16 protein-coding genes and 1 pseudogene are annotated in these 19,091 nt (G+C 56.1%); 10 read left to right on the top strand and 7 right to left on the bottom strand.

Going from position 1 to position 19,091, the window contains the following annotated elements:
- Positions 1-91: 91 nt before the first annotated feature.
- Positions 92-1,693 (bottom strand): ABC transporter substrate-binding protein, encoded by a 1,602-nt coding sequence (locus BMX68_RS14180; RefSeq protein WP_017132895.1) that lies wholly within the window; start codon positions 1,691-1,693, stop codon positions 92-94.
- A 106-nt stretch (positions 1,694-1,799) separates the two neighbouring features.
- Complete coding sequence (locus tag BMX68_RS14175; protein ID WP_017132896.1) at positions 1,800-2,510, bottom strand: SIMPL domain-containing protein; 711 nt, start codon at positions 2,508-2,510, stop codon at positions 1,800-1,802.
- A 527-nt stretch (positions 2,511-3,037) separates the two neighbouring features.
- Between BMX68_RS14175 and BMX68_RS14170 the strand changes: the two genes are divergently transcribed.
- The 4 genes from BMX68_RS14170 (at position 3,038) to BMX68_RS25520 (ending at position 7,901) form a co-directional block, all read left to right on the top strand.
- Entirely contained in the window at positions 3,038-4,234 is a 1,197-nt protein-coding gene (locus BMX68_RS14170) for a DUF2515 family protein (protein ID WP_074862297.1), read from the top strand.
- A gap of 128 nt (positions 4,235-4,362) precedes the next feature.
- On the top strand, positions 4,363-5,424 hold the full coding sequence (locus BMX68_RS14165; protein ID WP_143063293.1) for a hypothetical protein: 1,062 nt from the start codon (positions 4,363-4,365) through the stop codon (positions 5,422-5,424).
- Positions 5,425-5,454: 30 nt separating this feature from the next.
- Complete coding sequence (locus BMX68_RS14160; protein WP_143063292.1) at positions 5,455-6,681, top strand: DUF2515 family protein; 1,227 nt, start codon at positions 5,455-5,457, stop codon at positions 6,679-6,681.
- Between the two features lie 2 nt (positions 6,682-6,683).
- Positions 6,684-7,901, top strand: a complete 1,218-nt coding sequence (locus BMX68_RS25520) for a hypothetical protein (protein WP_143063291.1) — start codon at positions 6,684-6,686, stop codon at positions 7,899-7,901.
- On the opposite strand, the pseudogene BMX68_RS14150 reads toward BMX68_RS25520, so the two are convergent.
- The 3 genes and pseudogenes from BMX68_RS14150 to BMX68_RS25170 all read right to left on the bottom strand — a co-directional run.
- Positions 7,829-8,500: pseudogene (locus BMX68_RS14150) on the bottom strand (helix-turn-helix domain-containing protein); the annotation flags it as partial. The gene BMX68_RS25520 and the pseudogene BMX68_RS14150 sit on opposite strands and share 73 nt — an antisense overlap.
- 104 nt (positions 8,501-8,604) lie before the next feature.
- Positions 8,605-9,213, bottom strand: coding sequence for a GAD-like domain-containing protein (locus BMX68_RS14145; RefSeq protein ID WP_017132902.1), 609 nt, complete (start codon positions 9,211-9,213; stop codon positions 8,605-8,607).
- A 107-nt stretch (positions 9,214-9,320) separates the two neighbouring features.
- Positions 9,321-9,581 (bottom strand): polymorphic toxin type 15 domain-containing protein, encoded by a 261-nt coding sequence (locus BMX68_RS25170; RefSeq protein WP_244159662.1) that lies wholly within the window; start codon positions 9,579-9,581, stop codon positions 9,321-9,323.
- Positions 9,582-10,398: 817 nt separating this feature from the next.
- Here BMX68_RS25170 and BMX68_RS14135 point away from each other — a divergent pair.
- From BMX68_RS14135 to BMX68_RS14125, 3 genes are all read left to right on the top strand, one after another.
- A complete protein-coding gene (locus BMX68_RS14135; protein WP_017132904.1) occupies positions 10,399-11,658 on the top strand; it encodes an ATP-binding protein in 1,260 nt (419 codons plus the stop codon).
- The gene (locus BMX68_RS14130) at positions 11,655-12,215 is read left to right on the top strand and encodes a response regulator transcription factor (RefSeq protein ID WP_017132905.1); all 561 of its coding nucleotides are present in this window, start codon (positions 11,655-11,657) and stop codon (positions 12,213-12,215) included. Before BMX68_RS14135 ends, BMX68_RS14130 begins: the two co-directional genes overlap by 4 nt.
- Positions 12,216-12,301: 86 nt before the next feature.
- Positions 12,302-14,035: an ABC transporter ATP-binding protein/permease gene (locus tag BMX68_RS14125; protein ID WP_017132906.1), complete on the top strand. Its 1,734-nt coding sequence runs from the start codon at positions 12,302-12,304 to the stop codon at positions 14,033-14,035.
- 164 nt (positions 14,036-14,199) lie between these two features.
- On the opposite strand, the gene glsB is transcribed toward BMX68_RS14125, so the two are convergent.
- The gene (glsB, locus tag BMX68_RS14120; RefSeq protein ID WP_026013272.1) at positions 14,200-15,108 is read right to left on the bottom strand and encodes a glutaminase B; all 909 of its coding nucleotides are present in this window, start codon (positions 15,106-15,108) and stop codon (positions 14,200-14,202) included.
- Positions 15,109-15,334: 226 nt separating this feature from the next.
- Here glsB and BMX68_RS14115 point away from each other — a divergent pair, with 226 nt between their 5' ends.
- Positions 15,335-15,622, top strand: a complete 288-nt coding sequence (locus BMX68_RS14115; protein ID WP_017132908.1) for a PA4642 family protein — start codon at positions 15,335-15,337, stop codon at positions 15,620-15,622.
- 114 nt (positions 15,623-15,736) lie between these two features.
- Here the strand turns inward: BMX68_RS14115 and mqo are convergent, their stop codons facing one another.
- Positions 15,737-17,245: a malate dehydrogenase (quinone) gene (gene mqo, locus BMX68_RS14110; RefSeq protein WP_017132909.1), complete on the bottom strand. Its 1,509-nt coding sequence runs from the start codon at positions 17,243-17,245 to the stop codon at positions 15,737-15,739.
- Between the two features lie 866 nt (positions 17,246-18,111).
- Here mqo and BMX68_RS14105 point away from each other — a divergent pair.
- Complete coding sequence (locus BMX68_RS14105) at positions 18,112-18,696, top strand: YajG family lipoprotein (protein WP_017132910.1); 585 nt, start codon at positions 18,112-18,114, stop codon at positions 18,694-18,696.
- A 122-nt stretch (positions 18,697-18,818) separates the two neighbouring features.
- On the top strand, positions 18,819-19,091 hold a 273-nt coding region (locus BMX68_RS14100), incomplete at its 3' end, for a transposase (protein ID WP_177178867.1).

Genomic DNA, 19,091 nt, shown 5'->3' with positions numbered 1-19,091 from the left:
TTTAATCGTTTGCGTCTGGCTTTTTTGCTGCATCTAGCGCCCTGCTAGCGGGCAAGCGAGGCCTCTGGCGTGCATGGTTGGGGCGTGCGTGTTACTTATCCAGACTTACCCCGTAGAAGGGCGTCAAGCCGAAGGGACTGATCTTGAAGTCACGTACTTCCTTGCGCAGCGGCTGGAATACCGTCGAGTTCGCGATGGGCGTGATGGGCACTTGTTCCTTGAGGACTTTCTGTGCCTGTTGGTAGAGCTTGACCCGTTCGTCGCGATTGCTCGCGAGTTTGGCTTGTTGGACCAGTCGATCATAATCCGGGTTGCACCATTTGGCGTAGTTGCTGCCTTTTAGCGCACCGCAGCTGTACAGCACACCGAGCCAGTTGTCCGGATCGCCATTGTCTCCAGTCCAGCCATAAATCATGGCGTCATGTTCGCCGTTCTTGGCGCGCTTGATGTATTCGCCCCATTCATAGCTGACGATATTGGCCTTGATCCCGACCTTGGCCCAGTCCTGTTGGATCATCTGCGCCGACATCCGCGCATTGGGGTTCGAGGCGCGTTGCACGGTCATAGCCCACAGGTCGATGCTGGTGCCGGGGGCGACCCCGGCCTCTTTCAGTAACGCCTTGGCTTTGGTTGGATCGTAGGGCGCATCCTTGATGTTCGGGTCGAACGACCATTGCGCGGGTGGCAGGGCGTTTTGTGCCAGTTGTCCGGCACCCTGGTAGACCGCCTTGATGATCGCCGGCTTATCGATGGCCATGTCCAGTGCCTGGCGCACCTTGAGTTGGTCCAGCGGCTTGTGGGTCACGTTATAGGCCAGGAAACCCAGGTTGAAGCCAGCCTGCTGGAGCACTCGCAGGTTCGGGTCTTGCTTCATGATCTCGATGTCCGCCGGGCGCGGGTAACCGCTGACCTGGCACTCACCGGCCTTGAGCTTCTGCAGGCGCGCGGCGGCATCGGGAGTGATAGCGAAGACCAGGTTGTCGAGTTTCACGTCCTCGGGTTTCCAATATGCCTTGTTCGCCACGTAGCGAATCTGCGAGTCCTTCTGGTAGCGCTTGAACACGAAGGGGCCGGTGCCGATCGGTTTCTGGTTGAGTTCCTCGGCCTTGCCTTCCTTGAGCAGCTTGTCAGCGTATTCGGCGGACTGGATGGAGGCGAAGCTCATTGCCAGGTTTTGGATAAATGCCGCATCGACCGTGTTCAGGTTGAAACGCACAGTGTGTTCGTCGAGTTTCTCGACGTTCTTGATGGTGGTATTAAGGCCCATGTCGGTGAAGTACGGCGACTCCGAAGGGTAAGCCTTGCGCAAGGGCTGGTTCGGGTCGAGCAGACGATTGAAGGTGAACAGTACATCGTCGGCGTTGAAGTCGCGGGTTGGCGTGAAATAGTCGGTGGTGTGGAATTTCACGCTGGGGCGCAGGTGGAAGGTGTAGCCGAGGCCATCGGTGGAGACCTCCCAGCGTGTTGCCAGGCCAGGTTCGACTTCGGTGCCGCCGCGTTTGAACTGGGTCAGGCGGTTGAACACGGTTTCGGCCGACGCGTCGAAATCGGTGCCGCTGGTGTACTGGCTGGGGTCGAAACCAGCCGGGCTGGCTTCGGAACAGTAGACCAAGGTGGTAGCGGCCTGGGCCAGCGGTGCACCGGCCAGTAGGCTGGCGGCAAGGAGCAGCGGTTTGAATATGGTTCTTTCCATGGAATCCTCTGGGAGCGCTTTTCTAGAGCAAAAAAAACGGCGGTCACCGAGGTTACCGCCGTTCTGGTTCGCTTAGAAAGCGCTTGTCACACAGGCCACTAAGCCTTTATTGCTGGACCTCGATCATGCCATCGGCACTCATGCTGACTTCGCTGGTTCCGGCTTCCATGTCCGGCGTCGGTGCCGCGTCCATGGCAGCGGCTTTCATCATCATCGCACCACGGGCGTAGGGCGGTGGATAACCGTTGCTGTTGAGGTTCAGGTTGACGATCTTGTAGCCCTTGCCGCCCAGGGCGTCGGTGGCCAACTGAGCGCGAGCCTTGAAGGCATTCACTGCGTCCTTGAGCAAGGCATCTTCGCTGGCCTTGCGGGCCGCGGTGGAAATGGAGAAATTCATGCTGTCCATTTTCAGGGTCTGCATCAGGTCGCCGGTCAGCTTGGAGAGAGAGGCAAAGTCGGCGCTTTCCAGGCGTAGTTCGGCGCGTTCACGCCAGCCGGTGATTTTCTGGCTCTTGTTGTCGTAGACCGGATAGCTGTTGCGGCTGCCCTGACGCAGGCTCACGGCCTTCACTTCACGGGCCTGGCCGAGGGCTTTGTTCATGGTGTTGGTGATCTCGGCGGCGAGCTTGGCCGGGTCGGTGTTCTGCGCCTCGGTATAGAGAGTGACGGTCATCAGATCCCGTGCTACCTCCTGGCTGGCTTGGGCCCGCAGAGAAATCTGGTTGTAATGAAGCTCGTCGGCCGCCAGCGCCGGCAGGCTGGTCAGGGTGGCGATGCTAAGCGCGAGCAGGGTGGCGCTGCGAGTGAACCGTTGCATAAAAACTCCTTGGGATACGGGACGCGGTGGGTGTCGGACAGCTCCGCGTGCAGGTATCAGACTACGCCGGGATTGTCAGGTTCTGCTGATTACAACTTCAATACATATACGGTCGACCGCCGAGGGCGCGTTGGCGGTGGAGCTGGATTGCATGCCGATGTATCTGGTTCGAACACCGCGTTCTGTTTAGCAATCGAGCTCGCTCACGAAAAGATTAGTGAGATTGCCAAAAGCTAAGATCGGCCACTTCAGCCTCTTATAAAGACCATTCCTACGCTGCGAATCAGAAACTTCCTCTTAAACTCCAGCCTTTTTTCATGCTCCGATTAGGTTCCTGTCCGCACGGAGCGCACCGTCATGATCGACACCTATTGGGCTGCCCGCTAACTCCGACCCCTTTTCAGAGCTTAGGAACAAGCCGATAGCGCGGTGGATTGGCTCAATCCAATTGGAGGCGGCAAGCAACAACTAACAAGTTGATACCCCCAAGGGGAACTCATTTTGAACCCGAACCAAGGAGATTGAGGATGATCAGACCCTGGATTGTCGACACGGAAGAAGGCGTCACCTACATCAAGGGCAGGATTCTGAAAAAAGCCTACACCCGTGCCGAAGCAGGCGCGACCGAAGACGCCATTGCCACCTGCAACGACTTATGGTCACTCGTGCAATCACAGAGCATTGCCCTATTGGCGGAAAACAACACGCTGGTTTCCGATGTGCTACGGCGTTCCAAACGGACTGCCGGTAACTACGCCCAACTGTTTCTGGACGATGAAGGCACGCAGCAGCAAGGACGCTTCTATTGGGCCGGACTGGCCGCGTTTGCCGCCAAGCAGGTGGTGGATGGCATTGAATTCGCCGAGACCAAATTCGATGAAGTGGTGGGCCAGGCCCGGTTGATGTCCCGCGTCACCTACTACTACCTGCTCAAGGGCAATTTCTGGGTATTTCTCGAAATTACGCCCTGGATGCTCTATTGGCGAAAGTTTGGTCGCGAGGCGTTCTTTCGCGATATCGATTGCCGGGATGTCACCACTTACGATCCAGTGATCACTGAGCAAGTGCAGTCCATGCCTTGGGCCATGGGTGAGAACACATCCTTGCGCCTGGATCTTGAAAAGAAAATGCGGGTGCTGGATCTCAGGAAGTTGAACTGGGAGATGAATCTGACTGACGACAAGGGCGCGTTGGCGGAGATGAATCAGTGCAGGGCGACCGATGATTTGAAGAATGGGTTTCGTGAAGTCGAGCGATATGAAGTCCTGCCCGACAAGAACGATGAAGAAAAGAAGATAAAATATGATACTGCGCACTCGAGTGCTCAATATTTTCTCAATCACGAACAAAACCACCACTTGCAAGTCATGGTCTACGACCATCCCGAGTTTATCCGTGCCATCGACAACAACGATTTGGGGCGTCGGCTATGGAATCTACTGGGGGCCAAGGATCCTTCGTTGGTGTTTAACGCCGCACCGATGATTACCCGGGAAATTGAAGTGCGAGAGCTGGAGCCCTACGGGCTCACGGAAAAGGATGTCACCGTCACCATGGAGCTAGCGCATGGCAAACTCTACAACCCTGAACAGCGTATGAAATACGTTAAAAAAATTCTCAGCCAGTATCATAAGTTAATGACGGAAGGTCGTGATTTCGACGGTCAATTTCGCCTGTACATGATCGAGCAAATGCAGGTAATTGCAGCCTGGAAGGAGGCCTGAATATGTCTCGGCGCATCGTTTTTTGGTTGCTTGGAATAGGTCTATTCCTGGCATTAGCCGCTCTCGCACGAATATTTGTCGTTTATATACCGGCGGACTACTCATCCACAACAAATAGGAAACCTTTGATGAACGCACCGGTACTGGAATTCGCTTTAGGTGAAAAAGGTGATGATATTGTCAAACGTTCCAACCTCACCATTCATAAATCAGGTGTAAGCAGCGTCCTGTTTTATGACGCTAGCAACGTTCGGTACCAGCTCAAACACCCCACGCTCGGCTTGCTTTTTCCCGGCTCATATACCGTACTTTTTTATGACAACGCCCGAGACGATTATGGTGTTGACCATGTAGATATGAGCATAAACCTGCCAGATGCTCCCCTCGTCAATGACACCACTGAGCCTCAGATTGAAGCCTATGATCGGCAGGTGTATGAATTGGTGATGAGTCTTCAGAACAGCATTCAAGCCGCAGGCTGGCAGCGCTTCATCTTGTTGAGCAGTCCTCGCTTGCTAGGGCGCTCCAGTTATCTCTTTCAAGAAGGCTATTTGAATGAGCCTAGTATTGCCGATTTGGACATCCATCCTGTGTTTCTAGCTGATCCAGAATACCGTTTAACTTGGGAAGACTGGCGCCATCTGCAAAGAGATCATTTCGTTTGGCAATGGCAAGCTGGCGGTATGCTGTTGGAGGTCAAGTATTCCCGATCCAGCAGAAATCCAAAGAGCCTCAGTTTTCAACGCGACAGCCTAGACATCACACTCCAAACCGCTGCCAGCCTTACGGGTGCTAGCCATCCCAATGAAGCTACTCGTACTAAATATCGCGACAGCTTACACGAGCTTCTTGTTACTCGCCTCGTCAAGGAGGTCAAAGCCCGTGCAGCCGGCTTGCCCATCCTAGAGAGTTACCGCGACCCCACCATGGTCAGCGGTGTCCCCGTCCCCTCGATGGAAAGCGTCGCAAAAGCCGAAGCGTTAAAACAAGCGCCAGTCGCCCCACCTGAACCCGTATCACGCAAGGCCGCTGGCGAAGCCTGCCCAAAATCTGGCTGGTGGTTCACCCCAGCTCGACTCAACTCCCGCCGTTACTTCCAGCAAGGCGCGACCTTCCCCGCAATAGAAGGCAGCGACTACGGCCTGACGTTCTGGCAGTGGAGCCCGGACCAATCCAACCCGACGCTGTAAGCAGTAACTAACAAGTTGACGTCCCCAAGGGTGACTCATTTTGAACCCAGACCAAGGAGACCAACGATGATCAAACCCTGGATTGTCGACACGGAAGAAGGTGTCACCTACATCAAGGGCAGGATTCTGAAAAAAGCCTACACCCGTGCCGAAGCAGGCGCGACCGAAGACGCCATTGCCACCTGCAACGACTTATGGTCACTCGTGCAATCACAAAGCATTGCCCTGTTGGCGGAAAACAACACGCTGGTTTCCGATGTGCTACGGCGCTCCAAGCGGACTGCCGGTAACTACGCCCAACTGTTTCTGGACGATGAAGGCACGCAGCAGCAAGGGCGTTTCTATTGGGCCGGACTGGCCGCGTTTGCGGCCAAACAGGTGGTGGATGGCATCGAATTCGCCGAGACCAAATTCGATGAAGTGGTGGGCCAGGCCCGGTTGATGTCCCGCGTCACCTACTACTACCTGCTCAAGGGCAATTTCTGGCTGTTTCTCGAAATCACGCCCTGGATGCTTTATTGGCGAAAGTTTGGTCGCGAGGCGTTCTTTCGCGATATCGATTGCCGGGATGTCACCACTTACGATCCAGTGCTCACTGAGCAAGTGCAGTCCATGCCTTGGGCCATGGGTGAGAACACATCCTTGCGACTGGACCTTGAAAAGAAAATGCGGGTGCTGGATCTCAGGAAATTGAACTGGGAGATGAATCTGACTGACGACAAGGGCGCGTTGGCGGAGATGAATCAGTGCAAGGCGACTGATGATTTGAAGAATGGGTTTCGAACGATTGAAACGTATGAAACCACCGAAGGCACGGATTTAAAAGAAGCCAAAGAAGATCTGGCTTTCGAGAGTGCCGAGGCTTTTCTAAAACACGAGCAAAATCACCATCTGCAAGTCATGGTCTACGACCACCCTGAGTTTATCCGTGCCATCGACAACAACGATTTGGGGCGTCGGCTATGGAATCTACTGGGGGCCAAGGATCCTTCGTTGGTATTTAACGCCGCACCGATGATTACCCGAGAAATTGAAGTGCGGGAGTTGGAGCCCTACGGGCTCACGGAAAAGGATGTCACCGTCACCATGGGGTTGAAACAAGGAAAACTCTATGACCCGGATGCAAGGATGGAATACGTAAAAGATATCCTTGATCAATACCATCGATTAATGACTAAAGGTCGTGATTTCGACGGTCAATTTCGCCTGTACATGATCCAGCAAATGCGGGTGATTGCAGCCTGGAAGGAGGCCTGAGCATGTCTCGACGCATGGTTTTTTTGTTGCTCGGAACAGGTCTGCTACTGGCATTGCTAGCCTTCGCTCGATTCTTTGTCGCTTATATCCCCGTGGACTACCTTCCCGCCATTACCAGGAGTTCTCTGATGCCCCCTAAAAAACTCGAATTCATGTTGGGCGAGAAAGGTGATGCAATCGTCCAGCGATCCAACTTCACTATTCAGCACTCGGGTGTAAGCAGTGCACTCTTTTACACGGTTAGAAATGCTCAATTCAGCCTCAAACATCCTCAACATGCCCTGATCTTTCCTCCTGCCAGCACCGTACTCTTCTACGATGATGCCAGTGACAATTACGGCGTGGATGAAGTCAAGGTTAGAGTCAAACTGACTGATACCCCTATCCTCAACGACACCACTGAACCTCAGATTGAAGCCTACGACCGACAGGTGTATGACTTGGTGATGAGTCTTCAGGCCAGTATTCAAACCGCAGGCTGGCAGCGTTTCATCATGCCAGGTTCCCCGCGCCTGATAGGCCGCTCCAGCTATCTTTTTGAAAAGGGCTATTTGAACGAACCGAACATTGCCGATATCGGCCTTTATCCAGGTTTTCTGGCGGATCCAAATTATCAGTTGACCTGGGAGGATTGGCGTCAACTAAGAGAAGGTTTCTTCTGGCAGTGGCAGGCTGATGGCATGCTCTTGGAGGTTGACTATACGCCGGGGACTCGCGAAAAAGTCCGAAACATCCCAATATTTGACAGTCTTAATATAACGCTCCAAACCTCCTCCAGCCTTTCCGGAGCCAGCCACCCTAACGAAGCCACAAGAACAAAATACGCTGGCCAAATCCATCAGGTATTGTTAAAGCGCATAGCCATTGAAGCCAAAGCCCGTGCAGCCGGCTTGCCCATCCTAGAGAGCTATCGCGACCCCACCATGGTCAGCGGTGTCCCCGTACCCTCGATGGAAAGCGTCGCAAAAGCCGAAGCGTTAAAACAAGCGCCAGTCGCCCCACCTGAACCCGTATTACGCAAGGCCGCTGGCGAAGCCTGCCCAAAATCCGGCTGGTGGTTCACCCCAGCCCGACTCAACTCCCGCCGTTACTTCCAGCAAGGCGCGACCTTCCCCGCAATAGAAGGCAGCGACTACGGCGAGACGTTTTGCTCTGTGAAGTACGGCTGCACTTTGTCGTTCAACAGGTCTGCGGCTGTGATGGGCGTCTTCGTTGTATAGAGCTTGGTAAACGCGACTTTGCTGTAAGTATCAACGAAGGTCTGCTGATAAATACGGCCTACGTCTTTCATGGTGCCGACGTAAAACGTGTCCTGCGAACCGAGGTAGCCTGGATGGGCCGTTTCGATTTCGCCGCAGGCGATATCGTCATCGCGCTTTTTCTCCAGAGCAACGACCTGGGCTTCTGTCAGGACAGCACCCGTAGCGCCAACGTGCTTTTCCAGTGCACGAAGACGCTGTTTGAAGTTCGCCAGCTCGTGCCGCAGCCAGATCGATCGCACGCCTGAAGGGCTGACAAATGTGCCACGCTTACGCAGTTCATTGCTGACACGGACTTGGCCGTGGGCGGGCTGTTCAATGGCGTCATTCAGTACGCATTGTTCAACAACCTCATCGATACGGTTTTTCAGGTTTGGTTTTCTGCGATCTTTTTGCAGCAGGGCTTCGACACCACCGTTCGCCTTGGCTTGCTGGTAGCGATAGAAGATGTCTCGCGACACGCCCATGATTTTGCAAGCCTGTGAAACGTTGCCGAGTTCCTCGGCCAGGTTCAACAAGCCCAACTTGTGCTTAACAATTGGTTGATTTACAACGTTCATGCGGGGCTACTCCTCTTGGGTTGGTGATTGCTTGCACAACCATCAAACCCGGTAGCCCCGTTCTTTTTCAAGAGGGGTGTCAGATCAAGTCGAGACTTCCACACTTAAAAGTTATATGGCTCAAGCTCTGCGAGCTGAGACAGCAGGATTAAATGCTCCACTGCTTTTAGTTTCTCAACATGATCAAGGGATGCCGATCCGCCAAGCATTAACGCTGGAACAAAGCCATACATTTCATCATGGCGTAGCGTACCAAGCTGTCTTCTTGCCGGTTTGAACAAATCGTCCACATCGTTAGAGTCCACATTTCTGGACAACAGAAAACCTTGTAGCTCTCTGTCCATTTCCTCGGCTGTAATTTCAAAGTCATGGATCACACATCGAGAAAAGACACTGGTTATCTTCAGTGAAAATCCCGTTTTCTCGCCCCACAGATAGAGATCGCCAAACGCTCCACGTGCAATCAGGTGGTAAGTGTCGCGTTTTTCAAGTTCCGTTCCTTCAACCCACGAAGCCACCACCCCTTCGTATTCTTGCGGATTCACTATCCAAAAAATTCCATCACCGTATCCGCACCAGCCGTGCTCAGCCCAGTATTCCAGAAGTTGATTGGGCAGTTTACCCTTATAGCGCTCGATACTTGACGCTGGTACTTCCTGGCGATCAACCGGGCCACCAAACTTCTCTAGGAATCTAGCAAAAACCTTGTCCACGGATACCTCCTTCAGCACTTATGTAATTTCACGTTGAGGAAAGTTGAATCTCGCAGGGATTCTGGCACTTTCTCGGCAGCAGTTTTTAGATTTTGGATTTTGGGTCGCTACTGTGGCCCAATGCTGGAGTTGACTTGCCTGTCCCCGAAATCCGCGATGATGTCCTTCCCGCCAACTGTTAGGTCAGAATTGTGCAACCCAGCAAGACTTGACATGGTTCTCGCGGCCTCTTTGATTGCGGCCTCTTCAGCGTCTAGAGGGCTCATCTCTTTTTGAAATTGCCTTTGAAACCGTTCTTGCAAAGTATCTTTTAGATCCTTACGGGCTTTCTTCGCCGCCATAGCATCGCGTTTACCGGGGTTAGCTATATTTTCTAAGTATTCCTCAACCGTCAGCCGATTCAGCTCTCATCAAGAATGCTTCGAATATCAAGGTCAGAAAAGCGCTTCAGGATGCTGCTGGCGGCCTCTTTTTCGCCCAAATCACACGCTTGACGGACACATCTGACTCGGCGATAGATCAGATCGAGACTAGGTAAATTTGTGGAGCTGGGTGGGCTGAGAGGATTTGTGCCCCTTTCGCGTTCCCCTAGGCCGCCCTGACGAAATAGACGTTCGGCATAAGCCTCGATATCGAGCCAACTGGGGATTCTTGTCCATAAAGGCATTCATCGCTCCTGCGTTCGGGGGAGAATTGGGAAAGCTAGGCTTTGTGCCATGCTCTGTCAAAAGTGATTTCAAGGGATCCAACCCTTTAAGGCAGCGGCAGTCGAAAGGCCTGTGCTAGATGATTCCCGCTCCCCTGTGGTTCAGGCAGTGCGACACAGAGTCGAGATACCCACGTCGGACGTCTAAAAATTTACCTGCTAGATGACTTCGCCAGACGCATACATTCGATCGGGCTGTGAAACAGCCGAAAAACCAGACACCTCGTTCTAGTTGATACATTGCACTCACTGGCTTTAGGGACGCTTCGCGCCCCAGCGTGGGCAAGCCCACTCGCCGCACGATCGCGTTTGGTTTCGAATTTCCAACCCAATGGCATCGGCACAACCCCCCTTGCCATTGTGCATCTTTACCCACGACGAGATTTGCCAACTGTGGCGGTTTGCCGCACATTGGCCTGTCCGCCCCCGGCTTGGTTATACTCGTGGCGATCCACCTGGAGCGCTCATCAGGAGAGCTCATGCTCACCCCCTTTCCATTGTTGTCCGCGACTCGCCAGAACCTGTGGCGCCTGACGTTCATCCGCATTCTGGTGCTGGCCGCCCAGGCCGGTTCGGTCGGTATCGCCTACGGGTTCGATCTGTTGCCGCTGCCCTGGCTGCAACTGGCAACCACGCTGGTCTGCTCCATAGTGCTCTGTGCTTTCACCGTGGTGCGCCTGCGCACGACCTGGCCGGTCACCGAGCTTGAATACGCCGTACAGCTAGCCTGTGACCTGTTTATCCACAGCGCCCTGTTGTATTTCTCCGGTGGCTCGACCAACCCTTTCGTCTCCTATTATCTGGTGCCGCTGACCATTGCCGCCGTGACGTTGTCCTGGCGTTATTCGGTAGCCCTCTCCGGTATTGCACTGGTTCTGTACACCTTGCTGCTGGTGCAGTTCTACCCGCTGGAAACCTTTCCGATCTCCCGGGAAAATCTACAGATCTATGGCATGTGGCTGAGCTTCGCCCTGGCGGCGGCGGTCATCACCTTTTTTGCCGCGAAGATGGCCGAGGAATTGCGTCGCCAGGAAGAGCTGCGTGCGTTGCGTCGTGAAGAAGGCCTGCGTGACCAGCAACTGTTGGCCGTGGCGACCCAGGCCGCCGGGGCCGCCCATGAATTGGGCACGCCACTGGCGACCATGAGCGTGTTGCTCAAGGAGATGCGCCAGGACCATTCGGACCCGGCGTTGCAGGACGATCTGAGTGTGCTCCAGGATCAGGTCAAGCTGTGCAAGGAGACCCTGCAGCAACTGGTGCGGGCCGCGGAAGCCAATCGCCGGCTGGCGGTGGAGATGCAGGATGTCACGGTCTGGCTCGACGAAGCGCTGAACCGTTGGCACCTGATGCGCCCGGAGGCCAGTTATCGTTTTCAGCTCCTGGGGCAGGGCGAAGTGCCGCGCCTGGCGCCGCCACCGGATTTGACCCAGGCTCTGCTCAATCTGTTGAACAACGCCGCCGATGCCTGTTCCGAGGGCCTGGAAGTACAGCTCGATTGGGACGAGGAAAACCTCACCATCAGTATTCGCGACCACGGTGCCGGAGTGCCGTTGGCCATCGCCGAGCAGATCGGCAAACCGTTCTTTACCACCAAGGGCAAAGGTTTCGGCCTGGGCCTGTTCTTGAGCAAGGCCAGCGTGACACGCGCCGGCGGCTCGGTGAAACTCTACAGTCATGAGGAAGGCGGCACGCTCACCGAGCTGCGCCTGCCTCGTGTCGCCCGAGGAGACGAAGCATGAATGACGAGATCCCAGTCGAAGGCGAAGAACTGCCGCATCTGTTGCTGGTGGACGACGACGCCACTTTTACCCGTGTGATGGCGCGGGCCATGAGCCGGCGCGGTTTTCGTGTCAGCACCGCCGGCTCCGCCGAAGAAGGCCTGATCCTGGCCCAGCAGGACCTGCCGGACTACGCCGCGTTAGACCTGAAGATGGACGGCGACTCCGGTCTGGTGCTGTTGCCCAAGCTGCTTGAGCTCGATCCGGAGATGCGCGTGCTGATCCTCACGGGCTATTCCAGCATCGCCACGGCGGTGGAGGCGATCAAGCGCGGCGCTTGCAACTACCTGTGCAAGCCAGCGGACGCCGACGATGTGCTGGCGGCCTTGCTCTCCGAGCACGCCGACCTCGATACCCTGGTGCCGGAAAACCCGATGTCGGTGGACCGCCTGCAGTGGGAACACATCCAGCGCGTGTTGACCGAGCACGAGGGCAATATCTCTGCGACGGCCCGTGCCTTGGGCATGCATCGGCGGACCTTGCAGCGCAAATTGCAGAAGCGGCCAGTGCGGCGCTGAACGAATCGTTCTTCGCCTGCATTATCGCCTGTGCGAATCCTCTATGATCGGCCAATAAATTTTCTTACGCTAATCGAGCCTGAACAATGACTGAGAAGAACGCCGAGTATTGCGCGGTCAACGATGCCGTGCAGGGACAGTTTTTTCGCCGGGTCTGGCACATGACAACGCCTTATTGGCGCAGTGAAGAGAAGGGCAAGGCCTGGTTATTGTTGCTGGCGGTCATTGGTCTTTCGTTGTTCAGCGTCGCGATTTCGGTCTGGATCAACAGCTGGTACAAGGATTTCTACGACGCCTTGCAACAGAAGGACGAGAGCGCCTTCTGGCGGCTGATCCTGTATTTTTGTGGTATCGCCGCGGCGGCGATTCTCGGTGCGGTCTACCGACTGTACCTGACTCAGATGCTGACGATCCGTTGGCGTAACTGGCTGACCGAGCAACATTTCAAGCGCTGGCTCGGTCACAAGAACTACTACCAGTTGGAACAGGGCGGCTACACCGATAACCCTGACCAGCGGATTTCCGAAGACCTCAATAGCTTCACCTCCAACACCTTGAGCCTGGGCTTGGGCCTGATCCGCACCGTGGTCAGCCTGGTGTCGTTCTCGATCATCCTGTGGGGTGTCTCAGGCAGCATCGAAGTCTTGGGCATCACCATTCCCGGCTACATGTTCTGGTGTGCCTTGCTCTATGCCGCGGTGGGCAGTTGGCTGACTCACCGGATCGGTCATCGTCTGATTGGCTTGAACAATCGCCAGCAACGTTTTGAGGCCGATCTGCGTTTCTCCATGATCCGGGTTCGTGAGAACGCCGAGAGTATTGCGTTGTTCAATGGTGAGTCGAACGAAAATCAACGCTTGAGCGCTCGTTTTGGCAAGGTCTGGCACAACTTCTGGGACATCATGCGCGTTTCCAAGCGCCTGACTTTTTTCACGGCGGGCTATGGCCAGATTGCCACAATCTTTCCCTTTATCGTGGCCGCCCCGCGTTACTTTGCCGGCAAGATCCAACTGGGCGAATTGATGCAGATAAACTCTGCGTTTGGCAATGTGCAGGAAAATTTCAGTTGGTTCATCACGGCGTATTCGGATCTGGCCGCGTGGCGTGCGACATGCGATCGTCTGTTGAGCTTTCGTCAGGCCATGGGCGACAACGAGGACCGTGTCCAGACCATCGATGTACAAAGCGAGGGCGACGAGTTGAAGGTGCGCAACCTCGATCTGCAGTTGAACAATGACCGTACACTGTTGAATGGCGCCAATATGGCCGTCGCGGCAGGTGAGCGCCTGATGCTGGCCGGTCGGTCTGGCAGCGGTAAAAGTACCTTGTTCCGCGCCATGGGCAACCTCTGGCCGCAGGGCCATGGGAGTATTCGCCTACCCGCCCGACGCTACCTGTTTTTGCCGCAGAAGCCCTACCTGCCCATTGGTAGCCTGCGTGAGGCACTGAGTTATCCACAGGCGGGCGATGCCTATGCGCAAGAGCGCTATGTCCAGGTTTTGGAAACTTGTCGCTTGCATCACTTGGTTGCGCGCCTGGACGAGAGTAACCACTGGCAGCGCATGCTGTCTCCGGGCGAGCAGCAACGCCTGGCCTTCGCCCGTGCCCTGTTGTACGCACCGCAATGGTTGTTCATGGATGAAGCGACCTCGGCCATGGACGAAGAGGATGAAGCCGATCTCTACGAGGCCCTGATCGAGCAGATTCCCGGCATCGGGATCGTCAGCGTCGGCCATCGCAGCAGTTTGAACAAATTCCATACTCGGCATTTGCGCATAGAGCGAGGACAGCTGGTGTCTCAAGAACCGGCCCATGCATAGACTGTGATCGTACAATCCGGTTGAGCCACGCTACGGGCTCATCCGTTCAGCCGAGTGATAAGGAAAGCCAGTGCAGCGTGCTTCGCGTACCCAGCGAGTCGGCGACCATGAGCACCCATCGGGGGAGCTGCACGGTGGCCTGTGAGACATTCCCCCTTCGCGGATCAGAACACCGACCAGCCAATCCGCTGACTCAGCAGTTCCAGCGCCGCCATGCCCACCAGTGAATTGCCGGCGGCATTCAGCTCCGGTGCCCAGACGCACACGGCGAACTGTCCCGGCACCACGGCAACGATCCCGCCACCCACACCGCTCTTGCCTGGCAGGCCGACCCGATAGGCGAAGTTGCCGGCCTCGTCGTACAGCCCGCTGGTGGCCATGATCGAGTTGACCTGCTGGGTCTGGCGCGGTGTCAGGATCCGTTCGCCGCTGTGCTTGCAGAAACCATCGTTGGCCAGGAAACAGAAGGCTCGGGCCAGGTCGATGCAGTTCATGCGCAGCGCACAGTGGCTGAAATAGCTATGCAGTACCGCTTCCACATCGTTGTGAAAGTTGCCGAACGATTGCATCAGGTAGGCCATGGCGGCATTGCGTGCGCGGTGCTGGTACTCCGAGTCGGCCACCTTGCCGTCGACCATCACCTGCATATTGCCGGACAACCGCCGGACAAAGTCCCGCATCGACAGCGCCGGAGCGGCGAAGCGCGACTGGTTGATGTCGCAGATCACCAGCGCCCCGGCATTGATGAATGGATTGCGCGGTTTCCCGCGTTCGAATTCCAACTGTACCAGCGAGTTGAACGGCTGCCCCGAGGGCTCATGGCCCAAGCGTTGCCAGATGGCCTCGCCGGAATGGTTGATCGCCTGTACCAGGCTGAACACCTTGGAAATACTCTGGATCGAGAAGGGTATCAGCGCATCGCCAGCGCAGAACATCTCGCCGTCGTTGCTGTACACGGCAATACCCAGCTGATTGCCCGGTACATCGGCCAGCGCCGGAATGTAATTAGCTACCTTGCCCTGGCCGATCATTGGCCGGACTTCATCTAGAATTTCGCTCAACAGTGCTTGCATGCTCGGGCTCGCAGTCACTTCCCGCGGGTTGCAGGACTCCATGCTGCTAGACGCCGGACACCGGGTTGGAAGCACAGTTTTTGTGGTCGAAGAAGCGCTTGGGATCTCTACGCCAACGGACATCTGCGGGCCGATCTGCCGACCGGATCGGTGCGTACTCGTTGAGAGCGGAGCAGATGCGGGGGTAAACTGCCCGCCCGTGTAATGTCTGTGGCTGGAGCCGGTAATGCGCAAAGATAAGAAACAGGTGATTGGTGACGAGATCGGCGACGCGCAGATCAAGTTGTTCCTCGACTTCGAGCCGGTCGATGCGACTTCGCCGTCCCTGCACAAGCTGATCAAGGCCTATCGGGGCCTGCGGATCGACGATTTCGAGCGTTTCCTGGTGTTCTTCAAGGAAGCCGGTTATGACCTTGACGGTCAGGATGAGCATGGCCGGGACTTCGTTGCGCTGATCCAGGACCAACGCAACGCTCCCGGCTACATCGACCTGATCAACAACGCTCGCGGTTGAGTCGGGTGGTAAGCACTGAGCAGGCCCTATAGGGCCGAGTGAACGCATCACCGGTGGGATCGTTGCTGGCCCGCGTGGCAAGCAACGATCCCAGGGTTTTTATTCGCGATGACCTCAGGCGTAGCTTTCGGTCTCGCTGCTTGGCTCCACCAGCTCAAGGCTGATGTTGTTCTGGGTGTTGATCTTGCGGTACAGCGCCGCGTCGGTTTCGAGGGCTTTTTCCCGCGCCGGGAAGATCTCCTGGAGTTTGGCCAGCCATTCGCCACTGGCTTTTTCCGGGAAACAGCGTTCGATCAGTTCCAACATGATCGACACGGTGACCGAAGCCCCCGGCGATGCCCCGAGCAGGGCGGCCAATGAGCCGTCCTTGGCGGTGACCAGTTCGGTGCCGAATTGCAGCACGCCGCCTTTCTTCGGGTCTTTCTTGATGATCTGCACCCGTTGGCCGGCTACTTCCAGACGCCAGTCTTCGGCTTTTGCTTGCGGATAGAAACGCCGCAGGGACTCCAGGCGCTGCTCCATCGACTGCATGACTTCGCTGATCAGGTACTTGGTCAGCTCCATGTTGTCGCGGGCCACGGCCAGCATCGGGCCGATGTTGCCGGCACGTACCGACAGCGGCAGGTCCATCAGCGAACCATGCTTGAGGAACTTGGTGGTGAAGCCGGCATACGGTCCGAACAACAGCGACTTCTTACCATCCACCACCCGGGTGTCCAGGTGTGGTACGGACATCGGTGGCGAACCCACTGCGGCCTGGCTGTAGACCTTGGCCTGGTGCTGCTTGACCACTTCCGGGTTGTCGCAACGCAGCCATTGGCCGCTGACCGGAAAGCCGCCGAAGCCTTTGCTTTCCTCGATGCCCGAAGCCTGCAGCAACGGCAGGGCCGCGCCGCCGGCACCGAGGAAGACGAACTTGGCGTCGACTTCACGGCTGTTGCCGGTGTTCACGTCCTTGATGCTCACGGTCCAGCCAGCGCCATTGCGCTTGAGGCCGGTCACGCGCTTGCAGTACTTGACTTGGGCATCCGGGGCGCTGGTCAGGTGTTTGAGCAGCTGATTGGTCAGGGCGCCGAAGTTGACATCGGTGCCGTTCATCACGCGGGTCGCGGCAATCGGCTCGTCGGCTGGACGGCCTGGCATCATCAACGGCATCCATTCGCTCATCTTCGCCCGGTCTTCGGTGTATTCCATCTCGGCGAAGGCGTGGTGCTGGTGCAGCGCTTCGAAGCGCTTCTTCAGGAACGCAATACCTTCCTCGCCTTGGACGAAACTCAAGTGCGGTACGGGGCTGATGAACGTTTTGCACGAGCCGAAGGTGTTTTTTTGTGTCAGATAGGCCCAGAGCTGCTTCGACACCTCGAACTGGGTGTTGATGTGCACGGCTTTCTTGATGTCGACGGAACCGTCGGTGGCCTGCGGCGTGTAGTTCAGCTCGCACAGCCCCGCGTGGCCAGTCCCGGCGTTGTTCCACGGGTTGGAACTCTCTGCGGCACCCGAATCCATCAGCTCAACGACTTCCAGCTTGATACCGGGGTCGAGCTCTTTGAGTAGCACCGCAAGGGTGGCACTCATGATGCCAGCCCCAACCAGGACCACATCGACTGCTTCGTTATGCGCCATTACCGCGTCTCCAAAATCTGCAGCACCACATTGACGGCATGGCCGCCAGGAATTGACCGGGCTCAAGCAGCTCCGGGTCACTCATGGCCAGGCTCGCCATGTTCGATTCTTCGCAATTTTTTGCAACTTCAGCGGACGCTGGCGGTAGGTTTGAAGTGCGTATGAACGCATTCCAGGTAGCCTCCCGCCATTCGACTTAGGGTCGAGAGCATCCGATCGTGCAACCAAATCCGTGAGCGGACAGGCTTCAAGCACCTGTCCGGGAATATCGGGTCCTATGTGATTGAGTCGTTGAGGACACTGATGGTGCATTTCCAGACGCAAAACTTTTCATTTGCTCGCCACACTCTCGTGAAGTAGTGAATACCCGTTTTTTCACGCTCTTTTGAAGACGTGAACCTCAAAAAAGGGCTGCTGCAACCTGTCACCGGGCCCGCGAAGCAAATGCCGGCCAGGAAACGAGGCTGGCGTGCGGGCAAACAGCTCAGTGAACGAGCGCAAGGGCAGCTCTGGCAGATTCGGCAAAAACGGCGGTTTACAGGTATGACAGCAAGCCCGCCGATTTCACTCGATCTGTGTGGGCGGCTCTCTGTGGGCGGTGCGGGGAGCTAATGCCAGGGCATTAACGATGCTGCGAGGCCCGATCAGGAGACGTCCTTATAATCGGGGGGAGATTGTAACTAAGAATCGCGCAGAAATGATCCTGTTAAATGAGTTTTATTAGTCAGCCGGTCAGATGCTCGACGGCTGAGGTCGCCTGCGGGTGGCGGACAGGCGGCCCGGTAGCGAGGCGGATGTCTGGTTAGCCGCGCCCGCGCACGGCTATACTGATGACCTGATTGTGCCTAGTCCTTGGAGAGATGAGCATGTTGCAACGCCTGTTGTTCGGTTTGATCACTGTGACCAGTCTGACCTTGGTCGGCTGTGCCAACAGCCCCCAGCAGCTTAGCCCGCAACCCAAGCTCACCACCCAGCTCGCGCCGGTGGGCCATGGTCAGCAAGTGGTGGTAAGGGTTGTCGATGGTCGTCGTTCGCCGGTATTGGGAACCCGTGGTGGCCTGTACCCTGAAACCAGTGCTATTACCGTGCAGAGCGCCGATATCGTGCCAAAACTTCAGGCCCAGGCCGAAGCCGCCGTGCGCCTGCTGGGCTATACCCCGACGCCTAACGCCATGAATGCACCCAGCCTGACCGTGACCTTGTCGGACCTGACCTATCAGTCGCCCAAGGACTCCACGTATGTGACCGAAGCCACCATCGGCGCCAATTTCCGTTCCGATGTGACCAATGCCAACCAACGCTATAGCGGCCAGTACGGTGCTTCGCTGAACCAGCGTTTCGGCATGGCGCCCAATGAGGAAACCAACACCAAGCTGATCAGCGACGTGCTGAGCGACGCGCTGACCCGGGTCTTCAAGGACCCGAGCATCGGTCGATTGCTGGGTCAGTAATTCACGGCCCGAGTCCGAGAAACGAAAAGCCCGGCCATTCATCAGACTGTGTGAAAACCTAGCAATCTGCGCAGTGCTCGAAGAAAATGCTCCGTATCGAAAGATACGGAGCATTTTTCGTTATGGCTTACATCCAGGGACAGTCCCGCAGCCAGACCAGCCTGTTTCCGGTATCGCTGGAAGAGTTGATCCCCGAGGATCACCTCGTTCGCGTTATCGACCTTTACGTCTCCAAACTGGATCTGGTGCGACTAGGCTTTGATAAAGCACTTCCCAAAAGCACCGGCCGGCCTTCTTACGATCCAGCCGATCAGCTAAAACTTTACCTCTACGGTTATTTCCAGCGGATCCGTTCATCACGGCGCCTCGAAGCCGAGTGCCGGCGCAATATCGAA

Origin of the sequence: Pseudomonas agarici (assembly GCF_900109755.1) — a bacterium.
In the GTDB taxonomy this organism is placed as follows: domain Bacteria; phylum Pseudomonadota; class Gammaproteobacteria; order Pseudomonadales; family Pseudomonadaceae; genus Aquipseudomonas; species Aquipseudomonas agarici.
This window is presented reverse-complemented; position numbering and strand designations above follow the sequence as displayed.

Bases quoted from the DNA above. Each gene is read 5' to 3' on its own strand.
- BMX68_RS14180 (WP_017132895.1), bottom strand. From the start codon at position 1,693: ATGGAAAGAACCATATTCAAACCGCTGCTCCTTGCCGCCAGCCTACTG.
- BMX68_RS14175 (WP_017132896.1), bottom strand. From the start codon at position 2,510: ATGCAACGGTTCACTCGCAGCGCCACCCTGCTCGCGCTTAGCATCGCC.
- BMX68_RS14170 (WP_074862297.1), top strand. From the start codon at position 3,038: ATGATCAGACCCTGGATTGTCGACACGGAAGAAGGCGTCACCTACATC.
- BMX68_RS14165 (WP_143063293.1), top strand. From the start codon at position 4,363: ATGAACGCACCGGTACTGGAATTCGCTTTAGGTGAAAAAGGTGATGAT.
- BMX68_RS25520 (WP_143063291.1), top strand. From the start codon at position 6,684: ATGTCTCGACGCATGGTTTTTTTGTTGCTCGGAACAGGTCTGCTACTG.
- BMX68_RS14135 (WP_017132904.1), top strand. From the start codon at position 10,399: ATGCTCACCCCCTTTCCATTGTTGTCCGCGACTCGCCAGAACCTGTGG.
- BMX68_RS14130 (WP_017132905.1), top strand. From the start codon at position 11,655: ATGAATGACGAGATCCCAGTCGAAGGCGAAGAACTGCCGCATCTGTTG.
- BMX68_RS14125 (WP_017132906.1), top strand. From the start codon at position 12,302: ATGACTGAGAAGAACGCCGAGTATTGCGCGGTCAACGATGCCGTGCAG.
- glsB (WP_026013272.1), bottom strand. From the start codon at position 15,108: ATGCAAGCACTGTTGAGCGAAATTCTAGATGAAGTCCGGCCAATGATC.
- BMX68_RS14115 (WP_017132908.1), top strand. From the start codon at position 15,335: ATGCGCAAAGATAAGAAACAGGTGATTGGTGACGAGATCGGCGACGCG.
- mqo (WP_017132909.1), bottom strand. From the start codon at position 17,245: ATGGCGCATAACGAAGCAGTCGATGTGGTCCTGGTTGGGGCTGGCATC.
- BMX68_RS14105 (WP_017132910.1), top strand. From the start codon at position 18,112: ATGTTGCAACGCCTGTTGTTCGGTTTGATCACTGTGACCAGTCTGACC.